The organism is Streptomyces griseochromogenes (assembly GCF_001542625.1).
In the GTDB taxonomy this organism is placed as follows: domain Bacteria; phylum Actinomycetota; class Actinomycetes; order Streptomycetales; family Streptomycetaceae; genus Streptomyces; species Streptomyces griseochromogenes.
The window spans coordinates 6327776-6346412 of record NZ_CP016279.1; the positions used below are offsets into that span (position 1 = coordinate 6327776).

The 18637-nt window shown below is 72.6% G+C and carries 14 protein-coding genes and 1 pseudogene; 9 read left to right on the top strand and 6 right to left on the bottom strand.

Annotation, left to right across the window (positions count from 1 at the left end):
• Nucleotides 1-38 precede the first annotated feature (38 nt).
• From AVL59_RS56660 to AVL59_RS27235, 4 genes and pseudogenes are all read left to right on the top strand, one after another.
• The gene (locus tag AVL59_RS56660; RefSeq protein ID WP_372450298.1) at nt 39-314 is read left to right on the top strand and encodes a DUF4158 domain-containing protein; all 276 of its coding nucleotides are present in this window, start codon (nt 39-41) and stop codon (nt 312-314) included.
• Nucleotides 209-532 (top strand): annotated as a pseudogene (locus AVL59_RS27225) (SDR family NAD(P)-dependent oxidoreductase); the annotation flags it as partial. The gene AVL59_RS56660 and the pseudogene AVL59_RS27225, both read left to right, overlap by 106 nt.
• A 257-nt stretch (nt 533-789) precedes the next feature.
• Complete coding sequence (locus AVL59_RS27230; protein WP_067309349.1) at nt 790-1419, top strand: alpha-ketoglutarate-dependent dioxygenase AlkB; 630 nt, start codon at nt 790-792, stop codon at nt 1417-1419.
• A gap of 40 nt (nt 1420-1459) precedes the next feature.
• Nucleotides 1460-2695 (top strand): DUF4032 domain-containing protein, encoded by a 1236-nt coding sequence (locus tag AVL59_RS27235; RefSeq protein ID WP_067309353.1) that lies wholly within the window; start codon nt 1460-1462, stop codon nt 2693-2695.
• On the opposite strand, the gene AVL59_RS27240 is transcribed toward AVL59_RS27235, so the two are convergent.
• The gene (locus AVL59_RS27240) at nt 2696-3562 is read right to left on the bottom strand and encodes a universal stress protein (protein WP_067309356.1); all 867 of its coding nucleotides are present in this window, start codon (nt 3560-3562) and stop codon (nt 2696-2698) included.
• Between the two features lie 55 nt (nt 3563-3617).
• On the bottom strand, nt 3618-4544 hold the full coding sequence (locus tag AVL59_RS27245) for an LLM class flavin-dependent oxidoreductase (RefSeq protein ID WP_067317830.1): 927 nt from the start codon (nt 4542-4544) through the stop codon (nt 3618-3620).
• A 92-nt stretch (nt 4545-4636) separates the two neighbouring features.
• On the opposite strand from AVL59_RS27245, the gene AVL59_RS27250 reads away from it, so the two are divergent.
• The 5 genes from AVL59_RS27250 to AVL59_RS27270 all read left to right on the top strand — a co-directional run bounded on the left by AVL59_RS27250 (nt 4637) and on the right by AVL59_RS27270 (nt 11830).
• Complete coding sequence (locus tag AVL59_RS27250) at nt 4637-5098, top strand: MarR family winged helix-turn-helix transcriptional regulator (protein WP_067309359.1); 462 nt, start codon at nt 4637-4639, stop codon at nt 5096-5098.
• A 173-nt stretch (nt 5099-5271) separates the two neighbouring features.
• Nucleotides 5272-6948 carry an NAD(P)/FAD-dependent oxidoreductase gene (locus tag AVL59_RS27255; protein ID WP_067309362.1) on the top strand — a complete coding sequence of 559 codons (1677 nt, stop codon included), beginning with the start codon at nt 5272-5274 and terminating at the stop codon, nt 6946-6948.
• On the top strand, nt 6945-8420 hold the full coding sequence (locus AVL59_RS27260) for an ATP-binding protein (protein WP_067309365.1): 1476 nt from the start codon (nt 6945-6947) through the stop codon (nt 8418-8420). Before AVL59_RS27255 ends, AVL59_RS27260 begins: the two co-directional genes overlap by 4 nt.
• Entirely contained in the window at nt 8417-8770 is a 354-nt protein-coding gene (locus tag AVL59_RS27265) for a UBP-type zinc finger domain-containing protein (RefSeq protein ID WP_067309367.1), read from the top strand. The genes AVL59_RS27260 and AVL59_RS27265 overlap by 4 nt, the downstream gene beginning before the upstream one ends.
• A 207-nt stretch (nt 8771-8977) precedes the next feature.
• On the top strand, nt 8978-11830 hold the full coding sequence (locus AVL59_RS27270; protein ID WP_067309370.1) for an ATP-binding protein: 2853 nt from the start codon (nt 8978-8980) through the stop codon (nt 11828-11830).
• Between the two features lie 18 nt (nt 11831-11848).
• On the opposite strand, the gene AVL59_RS27275 is transcribed toward AVL59_RS27270, so the two are convergent.
• From AVL59_RS27275 to AVL59_RS27290, 4 genes are all read right to left on the bottom strand, one after another.
• Nucleotides 11849-13093, bottom strand: a complete 1245-nt coding sequence (locus AVL59_RS27275) for an SGNH/GDSL hydrolase family protein (protein ID WP_067309372.1) — start codon at nt 13091-13093, stop codon at nt 11849-11851.
• A complete protein-coding gene (locus AVL59_RS27280; protein ID WP_067309375.1) occupies nt 13090-15444 on the bottom strand; it encodes a glycosyl hydrolase family 95 catalytic domain-containing protein in 2355 nt (784 codons plus the stop codon). Before AVL59_RS27280 ends, AVL59_RS27275 begins: the two co-directional genes overlap by 4 nt.
• Nucleotides 15445-15563: 119 nt before the next feature.
• Complete coding sequence (locus tag AVL59_RS27285) at nt 15564-17357, bottom strand: alpha-galactosidase D (RefSeq protein ID WP_067309378.1); 1794 nt, start codon at nt 17355-17357, stop codon at nt 15564-15566.
• 37 nt (nt 17358-17394) lie between these two features.
• Nucleotides 17395-18582 carry an ROK family transcriptional regulator gene (locus AVL59_RS27290; protein WP_067309381.1) on the bottom strand — a complete coding sequence of 396 codons (1188 nt, stop codon included), beginning with the start codon at nt 18580-18582 and terminating at the stop codon, nt 17395-17397.
• Nucleotides 18583-18637 lie beyond the last annotated feature (55 nt).

Consider the following 18637-nt stretch of genomic DNA (forward strand, 5'->3'; position numbering starts at 1 on the left):
CTGCGGTGGGGCGGCCGGCCCGGCGGCTCGGACTGCCGATGGAGGTGCTGGGCATTTGCGGGGTGTCTCGGGAGCAGACGCGTACGGACCATCTGCGGCAGGTGGCGAAGTGTCTGGGGTGGCGGCCGGCGAAGTCGTTGGAGCCGAAGGAGTTGGACGAGTTTCTGCCGGCCCGCGCGATGGAGCACGACTCCCCGTCGTTGCTGTTGCCGACGACAACATCACCGCCAACGCACTCATGCCCGGCGCCATCTACACGAACCTGCAACGCCACACCGGCGGCCGGGGCAGCGGCCGTGTCCCCGCCGAACTGATCAAGACCGTCGAGCAGGGCGCCGCGACCTCCGTCCTCCTTGCGACCTCACCGCTCCTGGGAGGTGTCGGGGGCCGCTACTTCGCCGACTGCAATGAGACCGAGGTCGTCGACCGCCGCTCCGGCACCCTGCACGGCGTCGCCCGCTACGCCGTCGACCCGGTGGGCGCACGCCGCTTGTGGGACCTCTCGCACGACCTGCTCGCACAAGCACGCTGACGCTGCTCCCTCACCGCTCCTGTCGTCACACCTTCGTTCGACGACAGGAGGGGGTGTCCGATGAACCCGGACATTCAGGGGCGCCAGGGCGCCGCCGATCCAACGCGAGCCGACCTACGACGAGCTACGGGCCTGGAAGGCCGGTCCATCGCCGTCCTCGCCCGCGAGCACGACGTCAGCCACGGGGCTGTCCGTACCGCTGTCGCCGACCTCCGGAAATGGGAACGTATTTTCGATTAAGGAAGTACGCTGGACCCATGTCCACGCACCTCCAGGGCTCCTTGTTCGACCAGACCGACGAGCTGCGGCTCGGCCCCCTCGACGGGCTGTGCCGGACCGGACTGGGCCTGGGCGCCTGGATCGATGTGCTGCCGGGCTGGCTGAGCGGCGCGGACGCCCTGTTCGAAGACCTGGCGGCCGAGGTCCCGTGGCGGGAGGAGCGCCGCAAGATGTACGACAACGTGGTGGCCGTACCGCGCCTGCTCGCCTCCTACGCGGCCCACGACCCGCTGCCGCACCCCGTCCTGGACGAGGCCCGCACGGCCCTGTCCGCGCACTACGCCGGGGAGCTGGGCGAGCCGTTCACCACCGCCGGACTGTGCTTCTATCGCGACGGCCGGGACAGCGTCGCCTGGCACGGCGACCGGATCGGCCGGGGGGCCCGTGAGGACACGATGGTGGCGATCCTCTCCGTCGGCGAGCCCCGGGACCTGCTGCTGCGGCCCGCGGGAGGCGGCGGTACGACGGTCCGGCGGCCGCTCGGACACGGCGACCTCATCGTGATGGGCGGCTCCTGCCAGCGCACCTGGGAACACTGCGTCCCCAAGACGGCGCGCGCGACGGGACCGCGTATCAGCGTCCAGTTCCGGCCGCACGGTGTGCGCTGACCCCTTCGGGCCGGTGTCCGGCGGGCCTTAGGGTTCGCCCATGGCCTTGCAGATCAGTGCCACGAACCCGGAGCACCCCGCGCTCCTGCTCGCCCTGCCCTGGGACGTGCCCCTGGAGGAGTGGCCCGAGGAGTACCTGGTCCCGCTCCCCCGCGGCATCTCCCGGCACGTCGTGCGCTACGCGCGCGCCGGCGACGAGGTGATCGCCGTCAAGGAGCTGGCCGAGCGGCCCGCGCTGCGCGAGTACGAGCTGCTGCGCGATCTGGACCGGCTCGGCATCCCCGCCGTCGACCCGCTCGCGGTGATCACCGGCCGCGCCGACCGCGAGGGCGCCCCGCTGGAGCCGGCCCTGGTCACCCGGCATCTGCGCGGCTCGCAGCCGTACCGCTCGATGTTCGAGACGACCATGCGCCCGGCGACGATGCACCGTCTGATGGACGCCCTCGCGGTGCTGCTGGTGCGGCTGCACCTGGCCGGCTTCGCCTGGGGCGACTGCTCGCTGTCCAACACGCTGTTCCGTCGGGACGCGGGCGCGTACGCCGCGTACCTGGTGGACGCCGAGACGGGCGACCTGCACCCCCGCCTCAGCCCCGGGCAGCGGGAGTACGACCTCGACCTGGCCCGGGTGAACATCAGCGGCGAGCTGCTGGACCTGGAGGCGTCGGGCGCGCTGCACCCGTCCGTCGACCCCGTCGAGTTCGGGCACGAGATCTGCACCCGCTACGGCGGTCTGTGGCGGGAGCTGACCCGCACCTCGGTGTACCCGGCGGGCGCGTACCACTACATAGAGCGCCGGATACGCCGCCTGAACGACCTCGGTTTCGACGTGGCCGAGATGCAGATCGAGCACTCCTCGGGCGGCGACACGGTCACCTTCGTGCCCAAGGTCGTCGATGCCGGCCACCACCAGCGCCAGCTGCTGCGGCTGACCGGCCTCGACACCGAGGAGAACCAGGCCCGGCGGCTGCTGAGCGACCTGGAGAGCTGGATGGCCACCCAGGACGACCACGCCCCGGGCGACCCCCTCGCCGCGCGCCCGGAGGTGCTCGCCCACCGCTGGGTGCGCGACGTCTTCCGGCCGACCGTGCGCGCGGTCCCGCCGGTCCTGCGCGGCTCGACGGACCCGGCCGAGATCTACCACGAACTGCTCGAACACCGCTGGTACCTGTCCGAACGGGCCGAGCACGACATCGGCCTGGACGTCGCCGTCGAGGACTACATCAGGAATGTGCTGCCGAAGACCCGCGCGAGCCTGGATCCCACGACACCCGGGTAGTCACGCGTGCGGGACGACCGCCACCGGGCACTCGGCGTGGTGCAGCATCCCGTGGGCGACCGAGCCGATCCAGGCCCCGACGGCGCTGCGGTGCGCCCGCCGGCCGACGACCGCCAGCTGGGCCCGTGCGGCCGCGGACAGCAGCACCTGCCCCGCGCTGCCCATCTCGACGTGCTCGGCCACGGGCACGTGCGGGAAGCGCTCCCGCCACGGCCGCAGCGCCTCGGTAAGGGCCTTCCTCTCGAACGGTTCGAGACCGCCCGCGTCGTCCAGGAGCTTGAGCGAGCCGGGGCTGTAGGCGAAGACCGGCGGCAGCGTCCAAGCCCGTACGGCCCGGACGGCGGCGCCGCGGGCGGCCGCCGTCTCGAACGCGAAGCGCAGGACCTCGGCGCTGTCCTCGGGGCCGCCGTGCTGGCCGACGACGACGTCCCGGCCGGCCGCCTCCGCCGCCGGCCGATCGCCGGCGCGCACCAGGACCACGGGCCGGGTCGTCTCGGCGATCACCTGCTGTGCGAGCGAGCCCAGCAGGAACCCGACCACCGCGCCGTGCCCGCGCGAGCCGAGCACCAGCATCTCGGACTCCGCCGCCGCGTCGGCCAGGATCACGGCGGGCCCGCCCTCCACCACGTCCATGCTCACGGCCAGCTCGGGGTGGCGCTCGGAGACGGTGCGCACGGCCTCCGTCACCCCGTCCGACACCCAGCCGTGCTGCGTGTCCCGGTCGGCGGTGGCGAGCGACGCGGTGTAGCGCCACGCGTGCAGCACGCGCAGCGGCAGTCCCCGGCGTACGGCCTCCCGGCTCGCCCAGTCCAGCGCGGCCAGGCTCTCCTCGCTGCCGTCCACCCCTGCCGTGATCGGGCGTGCCATCCGCCGGCCTCCTCGTCGTGCCGTATGTCCGTGGTCCTCGTGGTGCTGGTCCCCACTATCGGGCACCCTCGCGCACGGGCACGATGATCTCGTCGAGGAGCCACCGGGCGGCCCGCGGCGGATAGGGGCCGCGCAGGCTCAGCACGATGTGCGTGAAGCCCGCCTCGACGAGTTCCGCGACGGTCCTGCGGTCCGCGGCCGGGTCTTCGTAGGACACGATGTACTGCACCGAGCGGGTGATCGTCCTCGGGTCCCGGCCCACGGACACGCAGTGGGCGTCCAGCACGCGGGCGCGTTCGGCGACGCGTTCGAGGGCGTTGTGCGGTGGCCCGGGGATGTTCCAGATGTCGGCGTGCTCGGCGACCAGCCGCAGGGTCCTGTCGCCCCAGCCGCCGATCAGCAGGGGCGGGCCGGGGCGCTGCACCGGCTTGGGCTCGCTGCGGGTGCCGGTGAGCGTGTGGAAGCGCCCCTGGAAGTCGAAGACATCCTGCGTCCACATGCCTTTGAGGATGGCGATGGTCTCCGCCAGGCGGGCGATGCCCTCGGCGGGCGGCACCAGGGTGAGGCCGTGGGCGGCGTACTCGGCGACGGCGGGGTTCTCACCCGCGACGCCTCCCGCGCCGGGCGGCTGGTGGGTGCCGCCCACCCCCAGCCCCATGATCAGGCGGCCGCCCGAGATCACGTCCACCGTGGTGGCGATCTTGCCGAGGACTGCGGGCGGGCGGAACCGGTTGCTCGTGACCAGAAGTCCGAGCCTCAGCCGCCGCGTCCGTGCGGCCAGGGCGGCGAGCAGCGTCCAGCCCTCCAGGATCTGACCGTCCTTGGGACCCGCGATCGGCGCCAGGTGGTCCCACAGCCAGGCATCCGCGATGTCGGGCAGGTCGTCGGCCTCTTGCCACACACGCAGGATTTCGTCGTAGGTGACCCGCATCGGGGTCGTCTTGATGCCGAAGGTCACCGGGTGTCCTGTCCGACCGGTCATGTCGCCCATCCCCTCACCGTCTGTCTGCCGAGAACGTCAGCCAAGTAAATCATCAGCAGTCCTGACTATCAGTCCGGGGATACGATGCCGCCATGACGGGCGACGCATCCACCGCGGCTCTGACCTCGCGTCTCGGCTATCTGCTCAAGCACGTGCACCTGCGGTTCACCGAGGCCTCCGCGCAGGCACTGGCACCCTTCGGCGTCGACGGCCGCGAACTCGCCGTGCTCGCCGTGCTCGCGGCGGACCGGCCGCTGTCGCAGATGGAGGCGGCGGGCCGGATCGGCGTCGACCGGACCACGATGGTCGCCCTCGTCGATGCCCTGGAGGGCAAGGGGCTCGTGGCGCGCCGCCGCAGCACCGAGGACCGGCGCCGGAACACGGTGCAGCCCACCGCGAAGGGCCAGGAACTGCTCCGTGAGGCCGAACAAGCCCGCGCGGAGGCGGAGCGCCGGTTCCTCACCCCCCTCCCCGACGCGGACCGCGACGGCTTCCTGCGCGCGCTGCGGACCCTCGCCGTCGTCCCGGAGGACGAGCGCCCCGAGTCCGGTTGAGCACGGGCCACCGCGCCCCGAGTGCCGGGATCCCGGTCCCTTCCGTATCCCGGGGCGAACCCCGGCGATCGAACATACGATGGGCGGAAGCCGGTGCGGTGAGCCCAGCGGCGCCGTGCCGTTGATCCGACCGTTCGGGGTGGGAGAGGTGCAGGGTGGGAGGCGGGAGTGGCATGGCACAGGCCGCCGACGCAGCGCGGACCGTCATTCTGACCGTGGACGACGACCCGGGGGTCTCCCGCGCCGTCGCCCGTGACCTCAGGCGGCGCTACGGCGAGTCGTACCGGATCGTGCGCGCGGAGTCCGGCGAGTCCGCGCTGGAGGCCTTGCGCGAGCTGAAGCTGCGCGGCGATCTGGTGGCCGTGATCCTGGCCGACTACCGGATGCCGCAGATGAACGGCATCGAGTTCCTGGAGCAGGCCCTGGACGTGTATCCGGGGGCGCGGCGCGTGCTGCTCACGGCGTACGCGGACACCAACGCGGCGATCGACGCGATCAACGTCGTGGATCTGGACCACTATCTGCTCAAGCCGTGGGACCCGCCGGAGGAGAAGCTCTATCCGGTGCTGGACGACCTCCTGGAGGCGTGGCGCCACAGCGACTTCAAGTGCGTGCCCAGCACCAAGGTCGTCGGGCACCGGTGGTCGGCGCGTTCGTCGGACGTACGCGAGTTCCTGGCCCGCAATCAGGTGCCGTACCGCTGGTACTCGGTGGAGGAGCCGGAGGGACGGCGGCTGCTGGCCGCGGCCGGGCAGGACGGGCAGCGGCTGCCGCTGGTGATCACCCCGGACGGGTCGGTGCTGGTCGAGCCGGAGGCGCCGGAGCTGGCCGCGCGGGTGGGCCTTGCGACGACGCCGACGGCCGACTTCTACGACCTCGTCGTGATCGGCGGCGGGCCCGCCGGGCTCGGCGCGGCCGTGTACGGCGCCTCGGAGGGCCTGAGGACCGTCCTCGTGGAGCGGTCGGCGACCGGCGGGCAGGCCGGGCAGAGCTCCCGGATAGAGAATTACCTCGGCTTCCCCGACGGCGTCTCCGGTGCCCAGCTCACCGACCGGGCGCGGCGGCAGGCGGCCAAGTTCGGCGCCGAGATCCTGACCGCGCGCGAGGTGACGGGACTGGAGGTCAACGGGGCGGCGCGCGTCATCCGGTTCGCGGACGGCTCGGCGATCGCGGCGCACAGCGTCATCCTGGCGACGGGCGTGCAGTACCGGCAGCTGGAGGCCCAGGGCTGCACCGATCTGACCGGCTGCGGGGTGTTCTACGGCTCCGCGCTGACCGAGGCGACCGGCTGCCAGGGGCACGACGTGTACATCGTCGGCGGCGCCAACTCGGCGGGCCAGGCGGCGATGTACCTGTCCAGGTTCGCCAAGTCGGTGACGCTGCTGGTGCGCGGGGCCGATCTGTCGGCGTCGATGTCGTACTACCTGATCCAGCAGATCAACGAGGCCCCGAACATCTCGGTGCGCAGTCACACCGTCGTCGACGCGGCGCACGGCTCCGACCGCCTGGAGCGACTGACCCTGCGTCATGTGGTGAGCGGTGAGGACGAACAGGTCGACGCCCAGTGGATGTTCGTGTTCATCGGCGCGGCCCCGCTCACCGACTGGCTGGGTGACACGGTGCTGCGTGACGAGCGCGGCTTCATCCTGGCCGGGCCGGACCTGACCGCCGACGGGCGGCCGCCGGCCGGCTGGGAGCTGGACCGGCCGCCGTACCATCTGGAGACCAGCGTTCCCGGCGTGTTCGTGGCGGGCGACGCCCGCGCCGAGTCCGCCAAGCGTGTCGCGTCCGCCGTCGGAGAGGGAGCCATGGCCGTGATGCTCGTCCACCGGTATCTGGAGCAGTCATGAGCGGGCGGCCGATGCCGTGCAGCCCCCGGGAGATCGGCTCCCTGTTCCTCTTCGAGAAGCTGGCGCCCGAACAGCTGGGGCGGCTGTGCAGCGAGGGCCGGGTGGAGCTGTTCCAGCCCGGCCCGGTGTACACCGAGGGCGACCCCGCCACCTGCTTCTTCGTGATGATCGAGGGCACGGTCGTGCTCTCGCGGCGCGTCGCCGGGGACGACGTGGAGGTCATCCGCAGCTCGCAGCGCGGGGTGTACGCGGGTGCCATGCAGGCGTACATCGGGGACCGGGTGCGGCAGGTGTACAACAACTCGATGCGGGTGACGGAGCCGACGCGGTTCTTCGTGCTGCCGGCGGACACCTTCGCGGCCGTGATGAGCGAGTGGTTCCCGATGGCCGTGCATCTGCTGGAGGGCCTCTTCTTCGGCTCGAAGAGCATCCAGGCCGCCGTCGGGCAGCGGGAGCGGCTGCTGGCGCTCGGCTCGCTGTCCGCCGGGCTCACGCACGAGCTGAACAACCCGGCCGCGGCCGCGGTGCGGGCCACGTCGACGCTGCGCGAGCGGATCGCGAAGATGCGGCACAAGCTCGCGGTGATCGCCGAAGGCCCGTTCTCACGGGACCAGTTGGCGAGTCTGATCGACATCCAGGAGCGCACCGCCGAGCGGGTCGCCAAGGCGCCGGTGCTGAGCCCACTGGAGGCCACCGACCGGGAGGACATGCTCACGGACTGGCTGGAGGACCACGGCATCGACTACGGCTGGCAGCTCGCGCCCACCTTCGTGCAGGCGGGACTCGACGTCGACTGGCTGGAGCAGGTCGCGGCGGCCGTGGACGAGGAGATCCTGCCCGGGGCGATCGGCTGGCTCAACTACACCATCGAGACCGAGCTGCTGATGACCGAGATCGAGGACTCCACCAACCGCATCTCGCACCTCGTCGACGCCGCCAAGCAGTACTCGCAGCTGGACCGGGCGCCCTACCGGGTGGTGGACGTGCACGAACTCCTCGACAGCACGCTGCTGATGCTCTCGGCCAAGATCGGCCCGCGCATCAAGGTGGTCAAGGAGTACGACCGCACGCTCCCCCAGATCCCCGGCTATCCGGCGGAGCTGAACCAGGTGTGGACCAACCTCGTCGACAACGCGGTGTCCGCCATCGACAGCGCCGGCGGGGAAGGCACCTTGACCGTGCGGACCGCGCTGGACCACGAGCGGATGCTGGTCGAGTTCCGGGACACCGGGCCCGGGGTGCCGCCGGAGATCAGGGGCCGTATCTTCGACCCGTTCTTCACCACCAAGCCGGTCGGCGAGGGCACCGGTCTGGGCCTGGACATCTCGTGGCGGATCGTCGTCAACAAACACCACGGCACCCTGCAGGTCGAGTCGGTGCCCGGCGACACCCGCTTCCAGGTCCTGCTGCCGCTGACCGCCGAGACGCCGGAGGAGGCGTCCGCCCTGACGACCCCCGAGGAGGCAGTATGAGCGGCGAGTCCGCGATCGACCCGAGCATTGCGCCGAGCGGCACCGGGTGCGTGGAGTGCGACGAGGCCGGCGGCTGGTGGTTCCATCTGCGCCGCTGCGCCACCTGCGGGCACATCGGCTGTTGCGACGACTCCCCGGCCCAGCACGCCACCGCCCACTACCGGTCCACCGGGCACCCGGTGATCCGCAGCTTCGAGCCGGGCGAGGGCTGGTTCTGGAACTACGACACCGACGAACTGTCCGGCTCCGGTCCCGAGCTCGCGCCTCCGGTCAGCCATCCCGACGACCAGCCGGTGCCGGGTCCTGCGGGGCGGGTGCCGGCGAACTGGGCGGAGACGTTGCGCGGTTGAGCGCCTGGCGGACCGGGTGGTTCCGCATTGCGGGGTTGAGCGCCTGTCGGGTCGGGTGATGTTGCGACGGCGGCGGCCGCGGATGGTTCGTGGTCGATCGCGCCGGCACGGCGCGGCCGCACATCGACACGGCTCCGCGCCCCTTGAGGCAGGCCCGGTCCCCTTCGTCACCGAGGAGCTGTCGGTCCTGCGTGTCAGGATGGGGGCGTGTCGCAGAGCGCCTTCATCACATCGCCGTTGATCGGCCGGACCGGCGAACTGGCCCGGCTCACCGGCGTACTGGAGCGTGCCCGGGGCGGTGAGGCACGGGCCGTGCTGGTCGCCGGGGACGCGGGAGTCGGCAAGACACGGCTGCTGGACGAGGTCGCCGGGCAGGCGGCCCGGGCCGGGACGACCGTGGTCACCGGGCGCTGTGTGGACCTCGGTGAGGTGGGTCTGCCGTATCTGCCGTTCACCGAGATCCTCGGGGTGCTCGCCGCCGACGAGCGGTTCTCGGCCGTGCTGGCCGCGCACCCGGCGGCGGAGCGGCTGCTGGGCGCGGGAGCGGACCCGGCGCGCGACCCGGACGGGCGGCTCAGGCTCTTCGAGGGCGTCGCCGGGCTGTTCGCCGAACTGGCTGCCGTCGCGCCGCTGCTGCTGGTCCTGGAGGACCTGCACTGGGCCGACCAGTCCTCCCGCGACCTGCTGCGCTTCCTGCTCAGCCGAGGTGTGCCGCACCGGCCGGACCCCGGTGCCCCCGAGCGGCGGCTCGCCTTGCTCGCCTCCTACCGCGCCGACGATCTGCACCGCCGCCACCCCTTGCGCCCGCTGCTCGCCGAGCTGGTACGGCTGCCGGCCGTGGAGCGTCTGGAGCTGCGCCCGCTGCCCGACGCGGAGGTCGCCCGGCTGGTGCGGGCGCTGCGGGAGCGCCCGCTGCCCGAGGCCACCGTGCGCGGCATCGTCGCCCGGGCCGAGGGCAACGCCTTCTACGCGGAGGAGCTGGTCGCGGCGGCCGGCGCCGCTGCCGACGGGATGCCCAGCGGGCTGGCCGACCTGCTGCTGATCCGGGTCGAGCAACTGTCCGAGACGGCCCAGCAGGTGCTGCGGACGGCGGCGGTGGCAGGCCGCAGCGTCGGACACGAGCTGCTGCGCGAGGCCGCCGGGCTGCCCGAGGAGGAGCTGGAGTCGGCGCTGCGCGAGGCCGTCGGACGCCAGTTGCTCGTCCTCGGGGACGGCGGCACCTACGCCTTCCGGCACGCCCTCCTGCGCGAGGCGGTCTACACCGACCTGCTGCCCGGCGAGCGTTCCCGGCTGCACGGCTCCTACGCCCGGCTGCTCGCCGCCCGGGGACGCGGTGCGCAGACCGCGGCCGAGCGCGCCCACCACTACCGCGAGAGCCACGACCTGCCCGAGGCGCTGACCGCCTCCCTGGACGCCGCCGACCACGCCCAGCGGCTCGGCGCCCCCGCCGAGGAACTGCGGCATCTGGAAACCGTCCTGGACCTGTGGCCGTCGGTACCGCCGGACGCCCGGCCCGCCCTCGCCGGGGTCGGCCAGGACGCCGACTCCGCGCTCGCCGCCCGGATCCGCTACACCCTCGCAGGCAACCTGCTCTCCGTGGACCAGCTGGAGGCCGCCTTCCGCTACAGCAGCGAGGCGCTCGCGCTGATCCCGGCCGAACCACCGTCGCGGACCTGGGTGTGGGCCGCGGCCACGCACGTCATGGCGAGCAGTCACCTCGGCGAGGACGAAACGGCTCTGAGCATCGCCCACCGCGCCCTGGGCGTGGCCGAGCGGCTGGGCGCCGCCGACGCCCAGGCCGATCTGCTGATCTCCCTGGCCAATCTCCAGGACGGCGGCCGCACTTCCCCGGCGGGCCAGGAGCGGCTCGGGCGGGCCCGGGAGCTGGCCCGGTCGGCCGGGCACGGTCCGGTGGAGATGCGGGCGCTGTTCAACCAGGCCGTCAGCGCCTTCGAGGCCGGAGATCCCGAGGCCTGCCTGCCGTTGCTGGCCGAGGCGCTGGAGCGGGCCCGCCGGACCGGGCTGCTGTCCTCGATCTATCCGCTGGGGATGCGGTATCTCCAGCTGCTGGTGATGTACACGCTGGGCCGCTGGGACGCGTGCCTGAGCACGGCGGCCGAAGCCGAGACCGCGCTTCCCGCGACGGGCGCGTTCGCGACGGGGCCCGCGCTGTACGTGGCGGTGGCACGGGGCGACGGCACGGCCGCCGAGCGGGCCCAGGCGCTGATGGACGGCGCGTCCGACTGGATGGGCAGGCTTGTCGGGGGGATCGTCCTCACCGACGCCGCCGCGCTGCTCGGCGACCCGGAGGCGGCCGTCGAGCGGATGCGGGAGGCGCTCACGGCGCTCGGCGACGACTCGGGGCGGCGGCCCGACGTGACGGTGCGGCTCGCCGCGCTCTGTCTCGCGCCGGTCGCCGACCGGGCCGCCGAGCTGCGTGGCGGTGGTGACGAGCGGGAGCTGCGCCGCTGGACGGACACGGCGACCTGGCTGGTGGAGCAGGCGCGCGGCTCGGCCGAGGGTGACGAGGCGGGCCGTCCCCAGGGTCCGGAGGGGCAGGCGTGGCTGGCCCGCGCCGAGGCGGAGTGGACGACGGCCGTGTCGGGGCCGGACCCGGCGGCCTGGGAGAAGGCGGTCGCCGCGTTCGACTACGGCGACGCGTACGAACAGGCGCGGTGCCGACTGCGGTGTGCGCGGGCCCTGGCCGCGGCCGGCCGTCACGGGGAGGCGGTGGAGTGTGCCCGGCAGGCTCGGGAGACGGCGGCCGCGCTGGGCGCCGTACCGCTGCTGGAGCGCCTCGACGAGCTGATACGCGCGACGCCTTCACCCGGCGGGTGTCCTGTCTCCCCGCTGACCGCGCGGGAGCGGGACGTGCTGCGGCTGCTCGCGCGCGGGCGCAGCAACCGGCAGATCGGCGAGGAGCTGTTCATCACCGGCAAGACGGCCAGCGTGCACGTGTCCAACATCCTCGCCAAGCTGGGCGCCGCGAGCCGCACGGAGGCGGTGGCGATCGCCTACCGCCGGGGACTCATCGCGCCGGAGCCGGCCGGGTCCGGGTGACCCGGCCGGGACGGAGCGTCAGCGCGAGCAGTCGAGGCTGCCGAGGTCGACGGCGTCGGCCATGGCCTGCATCCCCTTGTCGTTGGGGTGCAGATGGTCGCCGTTGTCGAAGAAGGGCAGGATCCGCTCGGGGTCGTAGGGACTGCGCAGGACGCGGTCGAAGTCGGTGACCGCGTCGAACTCCCCGCTGTCGCGGATGAACCGGTTGACCTCCTGCCGTACGGCTTCGGCGGCCGGGTCGAATTCGGGCCAGCCCTTGAACGGGCCGACGGTCGCGCCGACCACACACGTGCCGGCCGCGTGCGCCCGCCGGACGATCTGCCGGTATCCGGCGATCAGATCGGCCGCGGTGACGCCGGTGTGGGCCTTGAGGTCGTTGACCCCCTCGAAGAGGAAGACGGTGCGCACGCCGGGCTGGGACAGCACGTCCCGGTCCAGCCGGTGCAGGGCGCTCTGCCCGGCGCCGTCCGTGAGGACCTTGTTGCCCGAGATGCCCTCGTCGGCCACGCCCTCGATGCCCGTACCGGCGGTGTTCAGGCGCCGGGCGAGGTAGTCGGGCCAGCGCCGGTCGAGGTCGGCGGTGGACTGCCAGCCGTCGGTGATGGAGTCGCCGAGCGCCACCACGGCGCCGGTACCGGGCCGCTGCGGGCGTACGGAGACGGCGTCGAGGTACCACCAGGAACCGGTCGTCGCCGTCCAGTCCGCGGCCGAGTCCTCGCCGGTGTGGTCGCCCTGGGCGAGGTACGACGTCTGCATCGCCATCCCGTGGCCGGTGGCCGGGCCCGCCGCGGTGGGGGTGTGGAGGCTGACGACCAGATCGACGCCGGCGGGGACCTTGCCGGGCAGCGGGTCGCTCCACACGACGGCGCCCGCCGGGACGGTGACGGTACGGGCCCCGCCGAAGGTCAGCCGCCGGTTGGTGCCCGGCTTCAGTGCGGCACCCCGGCTCCGCAGGCCCGCGTAGACGCTGTCCAGGGTCAGCGGGCGGTCGCCGAAGGCGTTGGACAGACGGACGCGCAGGTCGCTGCCGGCGACGCTGGTGTGCACGACGAGCCGGTAGCCGCGGTCGGCGGCGCCCTCGCCCAGGCGGTCGGCGCTCGCCGCCCAGGTGACGACGCCGGAGCCCCGGGCGGTGGGCCCGGCGGGAGGGGCGACGGCCCGGGCGGGTGCGGACTGACAGGCGACGGCCGCGAGCAGGACGGCGGCGATCCGGCAGACCCGCGCGGTGCGGCCGCGGCGCGTGCGGCGCGACGGGCCGGTCATCGTGCGAGGTCCTTGAGCGTGACGGACTCGCCGGGCTTGAGGCGTACCGTCCTGGACGTGCCTGCGTACCCCACGGAGGTCATGGTCCCGCCGACGCTGTGGATCCGCACCTCGGTGGGTTTCCCGTCCCGCCAGCGCAGGTCGACGACGAAGCCGCCGCGGGCCCCGGCACCGGTGAGCGAGCCGGAGGCGGCCCAGGCGTCCGGCAGGGCCGGCAGGAGTTCCAGACGGCCGGGGCGGGAGTACAGCAGCATCTCGGCCACGGCGGCCGGGGTGCCGAAGTTGGCGTCGATCTGGAAGATGCCCCGGCCCTGTTCGGCCTGGTAGATGTCGAAGAGGTTGGGTGCGGTGCCGTTGCTGCCGTCGCTCGACGGCCGGAGGTTGCCGACGATCAGCCGGTAGGCCTTGTCGGCGTCCTTGAGCCGGGCCCAGCACAGGGCGCGCCAGGCGTTGGCCCAGCCGAAACTCTCCGTGCCACGGGCGGTGAGCAGGGCGGTGGCACCTGCGACGACGTCGGCGGGGGTGGAGCCGTCGGGGCGGATGCGGTCACCGGGGAAGAGTCCGATGAGCGGGGACAGATGGCGGTGCGTGGTCTCGCCGAGGTTGTCGGGGGACATCCACTCCTCCAGCCAGCCCGTCTTCGGGCTCACCACGGGCAGACAGAGGCGCTCGCGCAGGGCGCCGACGGTACGGGCGTAGTCGGCGTCCCTGCCCAGTTCGGCGGCCGCGGTGCGGTAGTTGCCGAAGAGTGCCCGGACGAGTTCCTGTGCGTAGGTGATGCCCTTGGCGTCGAGCGGGCCCTGTTCCGGTGACCAGTCGCTGTCGGCTATGAGGACCTCCCGGCCGGTGTCCGGCAGAGTGTGGGTGAGCAGCCGTGCCTCCCAGAACTCGCAGGCGCCCTTGAGCAGCGGGTAGATCTTCTTCAGATGGGCGCGCGACGCCGTGAACTCGTAGTGCTCCCACAGCGAGTTGCACAGCCAGGCGTTGCCCGCCGGGTGCCACCACCAGCCCCCTCCACCATAGGGGTTGGTGGAGATGGCGACCGTCCAGCCGGCGTTCTTGCCGCTGGAGTTGCGGTAGCGGTTGCGGGAGTCGTTGAAGAGTCTCCTGGTGAGGTCGGTCCAGGAGGGGAGCTGGGCCACGCAGTAGTCGGTGAACGCGTCGAAACAGGGCGACAGCCCCACCCGGTCGGCCATCCAGTAGTTCATCTGGAGGTTGATGTCGGTGTGGTAGTCGCCCATCCAGTCCGGGTCGTTCCCGTCGAGCCACAGTCCCTGCAGGCCGAGCGGCAGGCTGCCCCGGGAGCCGGAGATCATCAGATAGCGGCCGAACTGCAGGTAGGCGGCCTCCAGTTCGGGGTCCGGCGTGCCGTCCTGGGCGCGGGCCTTGATCCGTTCCCAGGTGTCCAGGGCGCGCTGCCGGGCGGAGGAGGTGCCGAGCCGGATGTCGAAGCGTCCGTAGAGCGCCTGGTGGTCGGCGACGTGTGTGCGCAGCAGGGTGTCCGCCGGGTGGCGGGCGGCCGCACGGACCTTGGTACGGGCGAGCGCCTCGGGGTCCAGGGAGGGGTCGCGGTAGTGCGCCGAGGCGTCGGGGGCGTAGTCGGTGCCGCCGCTGACCACGACGGTCAGGTCCTGGCATCCGGCGAAGCTGACGCGAGTGCCGTCGACGCGGACGGTGCCGCCGCTGCCGTACGCGGTGACGGCGGCGCCGTAGCGCAGCCCGTTGGGAAGGGAACCCGCGAAGGAGGCGGCGTCCGGCGTCGTCTCGCCGTGCGTGCCCTCGAGGGTCACGGTGCCGGTGTAGTGGCCGCCGCCCCGCTGGGTGAGGTGCAGTACGACCACGTCGTCGGGGCGGCTGGCGAACAGCTGCCTCTGGTACGTCGCTCCGGAGCGGATGTACGACGTCGTCACCACGCCCTGGGCGAGGTCGAGGGTGCGACGGTAGCCGCTGACCGCGCCCAGATCGTGGTCGGGGAGGTCCACGGTGAGCCGGGCGAGCAGGGTGAAGGAGCCGAAGTCGGTGCGGCCGTAGGGAAACTGGCCATCGGCGTCGAGGGTGTCGTTGAGGCCGCCGGTCCACATCGTGGCATCGGTGATCAGCAGCGTTTCACGGCCCGGGTCGTTGCCGGCGAGGGCGCCGAGCCGGCCGTTGCCGACGGGCAGGCCCTGCTCGATCATCGAGTGCTCGTCGGCCGGGGCCTGCCACCACAACTGGTGTCGGGGGTCGGAGACGGGAGTGGCGGTGGGCCGCCGCGGGGCGGCGGTGGCGGTGAATGCGGGCAGCGAGGCGAGGGCTCCGGTGACGGCGGCGAGAGCAAGGAATCCGCGCCTGCTGGAGGGTGTGAGGTCCATGACAAACTCCGGGAATACCTGTGAAGAATCGGCACGAACAGCGCCCTTTCAGGGGCGCGGGGAACTGCGCGGTCGGCCAAAACGAACCCGCGGCTCCCCACGGCGCTCCCGGCGGACCGTCACCGCGGTGAGACGGGAACGTCGATCCGGTCGATGTCCGGCGCATAGTCCGAACCACTGTCGAAGGTGACGGTGTTGGTGCCTGCCTTCAGGGCCACGGGAACGCTCACCGTCTCCACGCTTCCCCAGTCACCGGTGGAGGGGAACTTGTGGCGCACGGCGTTCCCGGAGTTGGCCGAAACGTTCACCGCGCGGGCGTCACCGCTGACGTAGGAGACCTTCACGAGGTAGGTGCCCGGCTCGGAGACGACCACGTCGTTGAAGCGGAGCCTGCCGCCGAGGTAGAGGTTGCCCACCTTCTTGCCGCCGGAGCAGGCGGAACAGTCGGCGACGGAGGCGTTGCCGCCGAGGGTGTTGCCGGCGGACTCGGCCTCGTGGCCGGTGGTGCGCAGGGCGCCGCCGTGCGGGGTGACGGTGAACAGGCGGGAGCCGTGGGCGGGCAGCGCCTCGGTGATCTCGTTCTTGTGGGAGCCGAGATTCTCGTGGTTCCACAGGTCACGGACGCCGGCCTCGCCGGTGAAGCCGAGGGACGACCAGTCGGAGGTGACTGCGGCGGGGGCGTCGGCGAGGTTGAACAGGGCGACGGTGTAGCCGCCGTCGGGGTTCTTCGCGGCCCACACCTGCTGCGGGTCGGAGGGGGTGACCGGCCGGGCGGGCGGGGCGGCGCCCTGGTCGACGGCGATGACCTCGCGGTTGGTGAGGAGTCGGATGCCGTAGTCGTCGAGCCTGGTCAGGTCGTCGCCGGTGTAGAGCGGGGACTTGGCGATGGCCCACAGGGTGGCGTAGGTCTGCCGTTCGGCCTTGGTCAGGCCGTCCATGGCGCCGTTGCCGACGTCGAGGGAGTCGAGGTCGTTCCAGCCGCCGGGGCCCGCGTGTCTCGTCCAGCCGGGGGTGTCGTCGAAGCGGTCGTCGACGGAGTTCTCCCAGCTGACGAGGGTGTTGCAGTAGCACTCGACGTCGGTGTCGAGGCGCCAGCCGTCGGAGTACTTCTTCCAGTCGGCGGCGTGCCCGATGTCCAGGGACCAGGAGATCTCCAGGTGGACGGGCCGGCCGGTGGCGGCGAGGGCCTTCTGCCAGGCGGCCACGTCGGCAACGTTGTCGTGGTTGTCGCCGCTCTTGAAGGAACCGGGGCCCACGCCGTCGAGCTTGAGGAAGTCGTAGCCCCAGTCGGCGAGGGACCGGGCCTGCGAGTCGACGTACTTCTGGGCGCAGGGCTGGGAGAAGTCCAGTTTGTAGGCGCTGTCCCAGCCGTTGGTGGTGCGCAGGTCGCCGTAGACGATGTCGGCGGTGGTGCAGCCGTCGGCGTCGCGGATCGGCACCTTGCCGTCGCCGTAGGCCTCCTTCTCCAGGCCGACGGGCAGGTAGATGCCGGCCTTGAGTCCCTTGGCGTGGATGTGGTCGGCGACCGCCTTCATGCCGTGCGGAAAGCGGACCGGGTCGGCCTGCTGGCGTGCGTAGGCGTCGAACCCGGGCTTCCAGTTCTTGTCCCGCCACCAGCCGGAGTCGATGTTGACGTACTCGTAGCCGTACCGCTCCAGGCGGGCGGCGAGGGCGTCGGTCTGCTTCAGGACGTTCGCCTCGGTGAGGTAGCTGTAGTCGCCGTCCGGGTTGAGGCCCGGGTACTTGGACGACTGCATGCTCCAACTGGACCAGCCCATGTAGGGCTTGGCGGCCACCGGAGCCGTCGCGGCGCGTGCGTGCGGGGCGGTCGCGGCGAGACTCGCGGTGAGGGCGAGGACGACGGCGCATCTGAGCCCGCGTGCGGGCAGGACGGAAGACGAGGGTGACCGCATGGGCCGTACCTCCTGGGTGGGTTCGGGTCGGGGCGGCTCAGCCCTTTCCGCTGCTGGGGGCCGAGGTGATGAAGGACTGGATCGCGGCGGCCGCGGCACCGCGCGCCCACTCCTCGAAGGGGAGCGGGCGGGTCTGTACGTCGCATCGGGCGGCCGAGCCGAAGGCGGCCGCGGTGAACGCCCCGCGGATCTGCTCGGCGAAGAGGTCGTAGGCGGCCAGGCCCTCGCCGGAGATGATCACGCGTTCGGGTCCGAGCAGGTTGGCCACGGTGGCGATGCCCCGGCCGATGGCCTCTCCCGCCCGTGCGTAGACCTCGCGGGCTCCCGGGACACCCTGGTGGGCGAGGGCCACCGCTCCAGCGGTGTCGGTGACATGACGGCCTGTCACCTCACGGATGCGGGCGACGATCGCGGCGTCCCCGGCGATCGCCTCCACACAGCCGCGGTTGCCGCAGTGGCACGGCGGGCCCGCCGGATCGACGACCACGTGGCCGATCTCGCCCGCCACTCCGTGCGCGCCGGCGACCACCTGTCCGTGGACCACGAGTCCGCAGCCGATGCCCGCGCCGACGGTCACCACGGCGAAGTCGCTCAGGCCCGCTTCGGCGCCGAACCACTGCTCGGCGACGGTCAGCGCGCGCACGTCGTTGTCGACGGTGACCGGCAACCCGCTGGTCGTCGCGGCGAGTTCGGCCAGCGGTACGTCCCGCCAGTCCAGGAAGGGCGAGTAGCGCACCACGCCCTCGGCGCGGTCGACGTCGCCGGAGACGGCGATGCCGAGCCCGAGGACCGGGGCGCCCGACTCGGCGGCGTGGGCGAGGAGTTCGTGGACGAGGCCGGCGACCGCGGCCAGCACCGTGCGGGCCGATCGGCCCGGCAGCGGGGTGCGCCGGGCGAGTCGGATGCGGCAGCACAGGTCGGTCAGTACGGCGATCAGCTCGTCGCCCGTCATCTTGACGCCGATGAACAGCGCCCGTCCGCCGTTGACACGGACCAGGCCGGCGGGCCGGCCGGGCGCGGGGCGGGCCTCGTCGTCGGCGCCCTCCGCCAGATAGCCGGCCTCCAGCAGGGGGCGGACGGCCTTGGTGACGGCGGCCGGGGACAGCCCGGCCCGGCGGCCCGCCTCCAGGCGGGTGAGGGGTCCGTGGGCGAGGACCGTCGTGAAGACCTGCGAGGCGGCCGGCGTGTGGGCCGGGAACGTCTCTGCGGCGGGGGTCGAGCGCATGGCCGGGAACCTAGGGGCGTTATTTTCCGCTGTCAATTAAAGAAACAACGGTTGT

What these genes read in the sequence shown, in the direction of transcription:
- AVL59_RS27285 (WP_067309378.1), bottom strand. Translation starts at nt 17,357, where the DNA reads ATGCGGTCACCCTCGTCTTCCGTCCTGCCCGCACGCGGGCTCAGATGC.
- AVL59_RS27245 (WP_067317830.1), bottom strand. Translation starts at nt 4,544, where the DNA reads ATGACCGGTCGGACAGGACACCCGGTGACCTTCGGCATCAAGACGACC.
- AVL59_RS27290 (WP_067309381.1), bottom strand. Translation starts at nt 18,582, where the DNA reads ATGCGCTCGACCCCCGCCGCAGAGACGTTCCCGGCCCACACGCCGGCC.
- AVL59_RS27250 (WP_067309359.1), top strand. Translation starts at nt 4,637, where the DNA reads ATGACGGGCGACGCATCCACCGCGGCTCTGACCTCGCGTCTCGGCTAT.
- AVL59_RS27265 (WP_067309367.1), top strand. Translation starts at nt 8,417, where the DNA reads ATGAGCGGCGAGTCCGCGATCGACCCGAGCATTGCGCCGAGCGGCACC.
- AVL59_RS27230 (WP_067309349.1), top strand. Translation starts at nt 790, where the DNA reads ATGTCCACGCACCTCCAGGGCTCCTTGTTCGACCAGACCGACGAGCTG.
- AVL59_RS27275 (WP_067309372.1), bottom strand. Translation starts at nt 13,093, where the DNA reads ATGACCGGCCCGTCGCGCCGCACGCGCCGCGGCCGCACCGCGCGGGTC.
- AVL59_RS27235 (WP_067309353.1), top strand. Translation starts at nt 1,460, where the DNA reads ATGGCCTTGCAGATCAGTGCCACGAACCCGGAGCACCCCGCGCTCCTG.
- AVL59_RS27240 (WP_067309356.1), bottom strand. Translation starts at nt 3,562, where the DNA reads ATGGCACGCCCGATCACGGCAGGGGTGGACGGCAGCGAGGAGAGCCTG.
- AVL59_RS56660 (WP_372450298.1), top strand. Translation starts at nt 39, where the DNA reads ATGGAGGTGCTGGGCATTTGCGGGGTGTCTCGGGAGCAGACGCGTACG.
- AVL59_RS27280 (WP_067309375.1), bottom strand. Translation starts at nt 15,444, where the DNA reads ATGGACCTCACACCCTCCAGCAGGCGCGGATTCCTTGCTCTCGCCGCC.
- AVL59_RS27260 (WP_067309365.1), top strand. Translation starts at nt 6,945, where the DNA reads ATGAGCGGGCGGCCGATGCCGTGCAGCCCCCGGGAGATCGGCTCCCTG.
- AVL59_RS27255 (WP_067309362.1), top strand. Translation starts at nt 5,272, where the DNA reads ATGGCACAGGCCGCCGACGCAGCGCGGACCGTCATTCTGACCGTGGAC.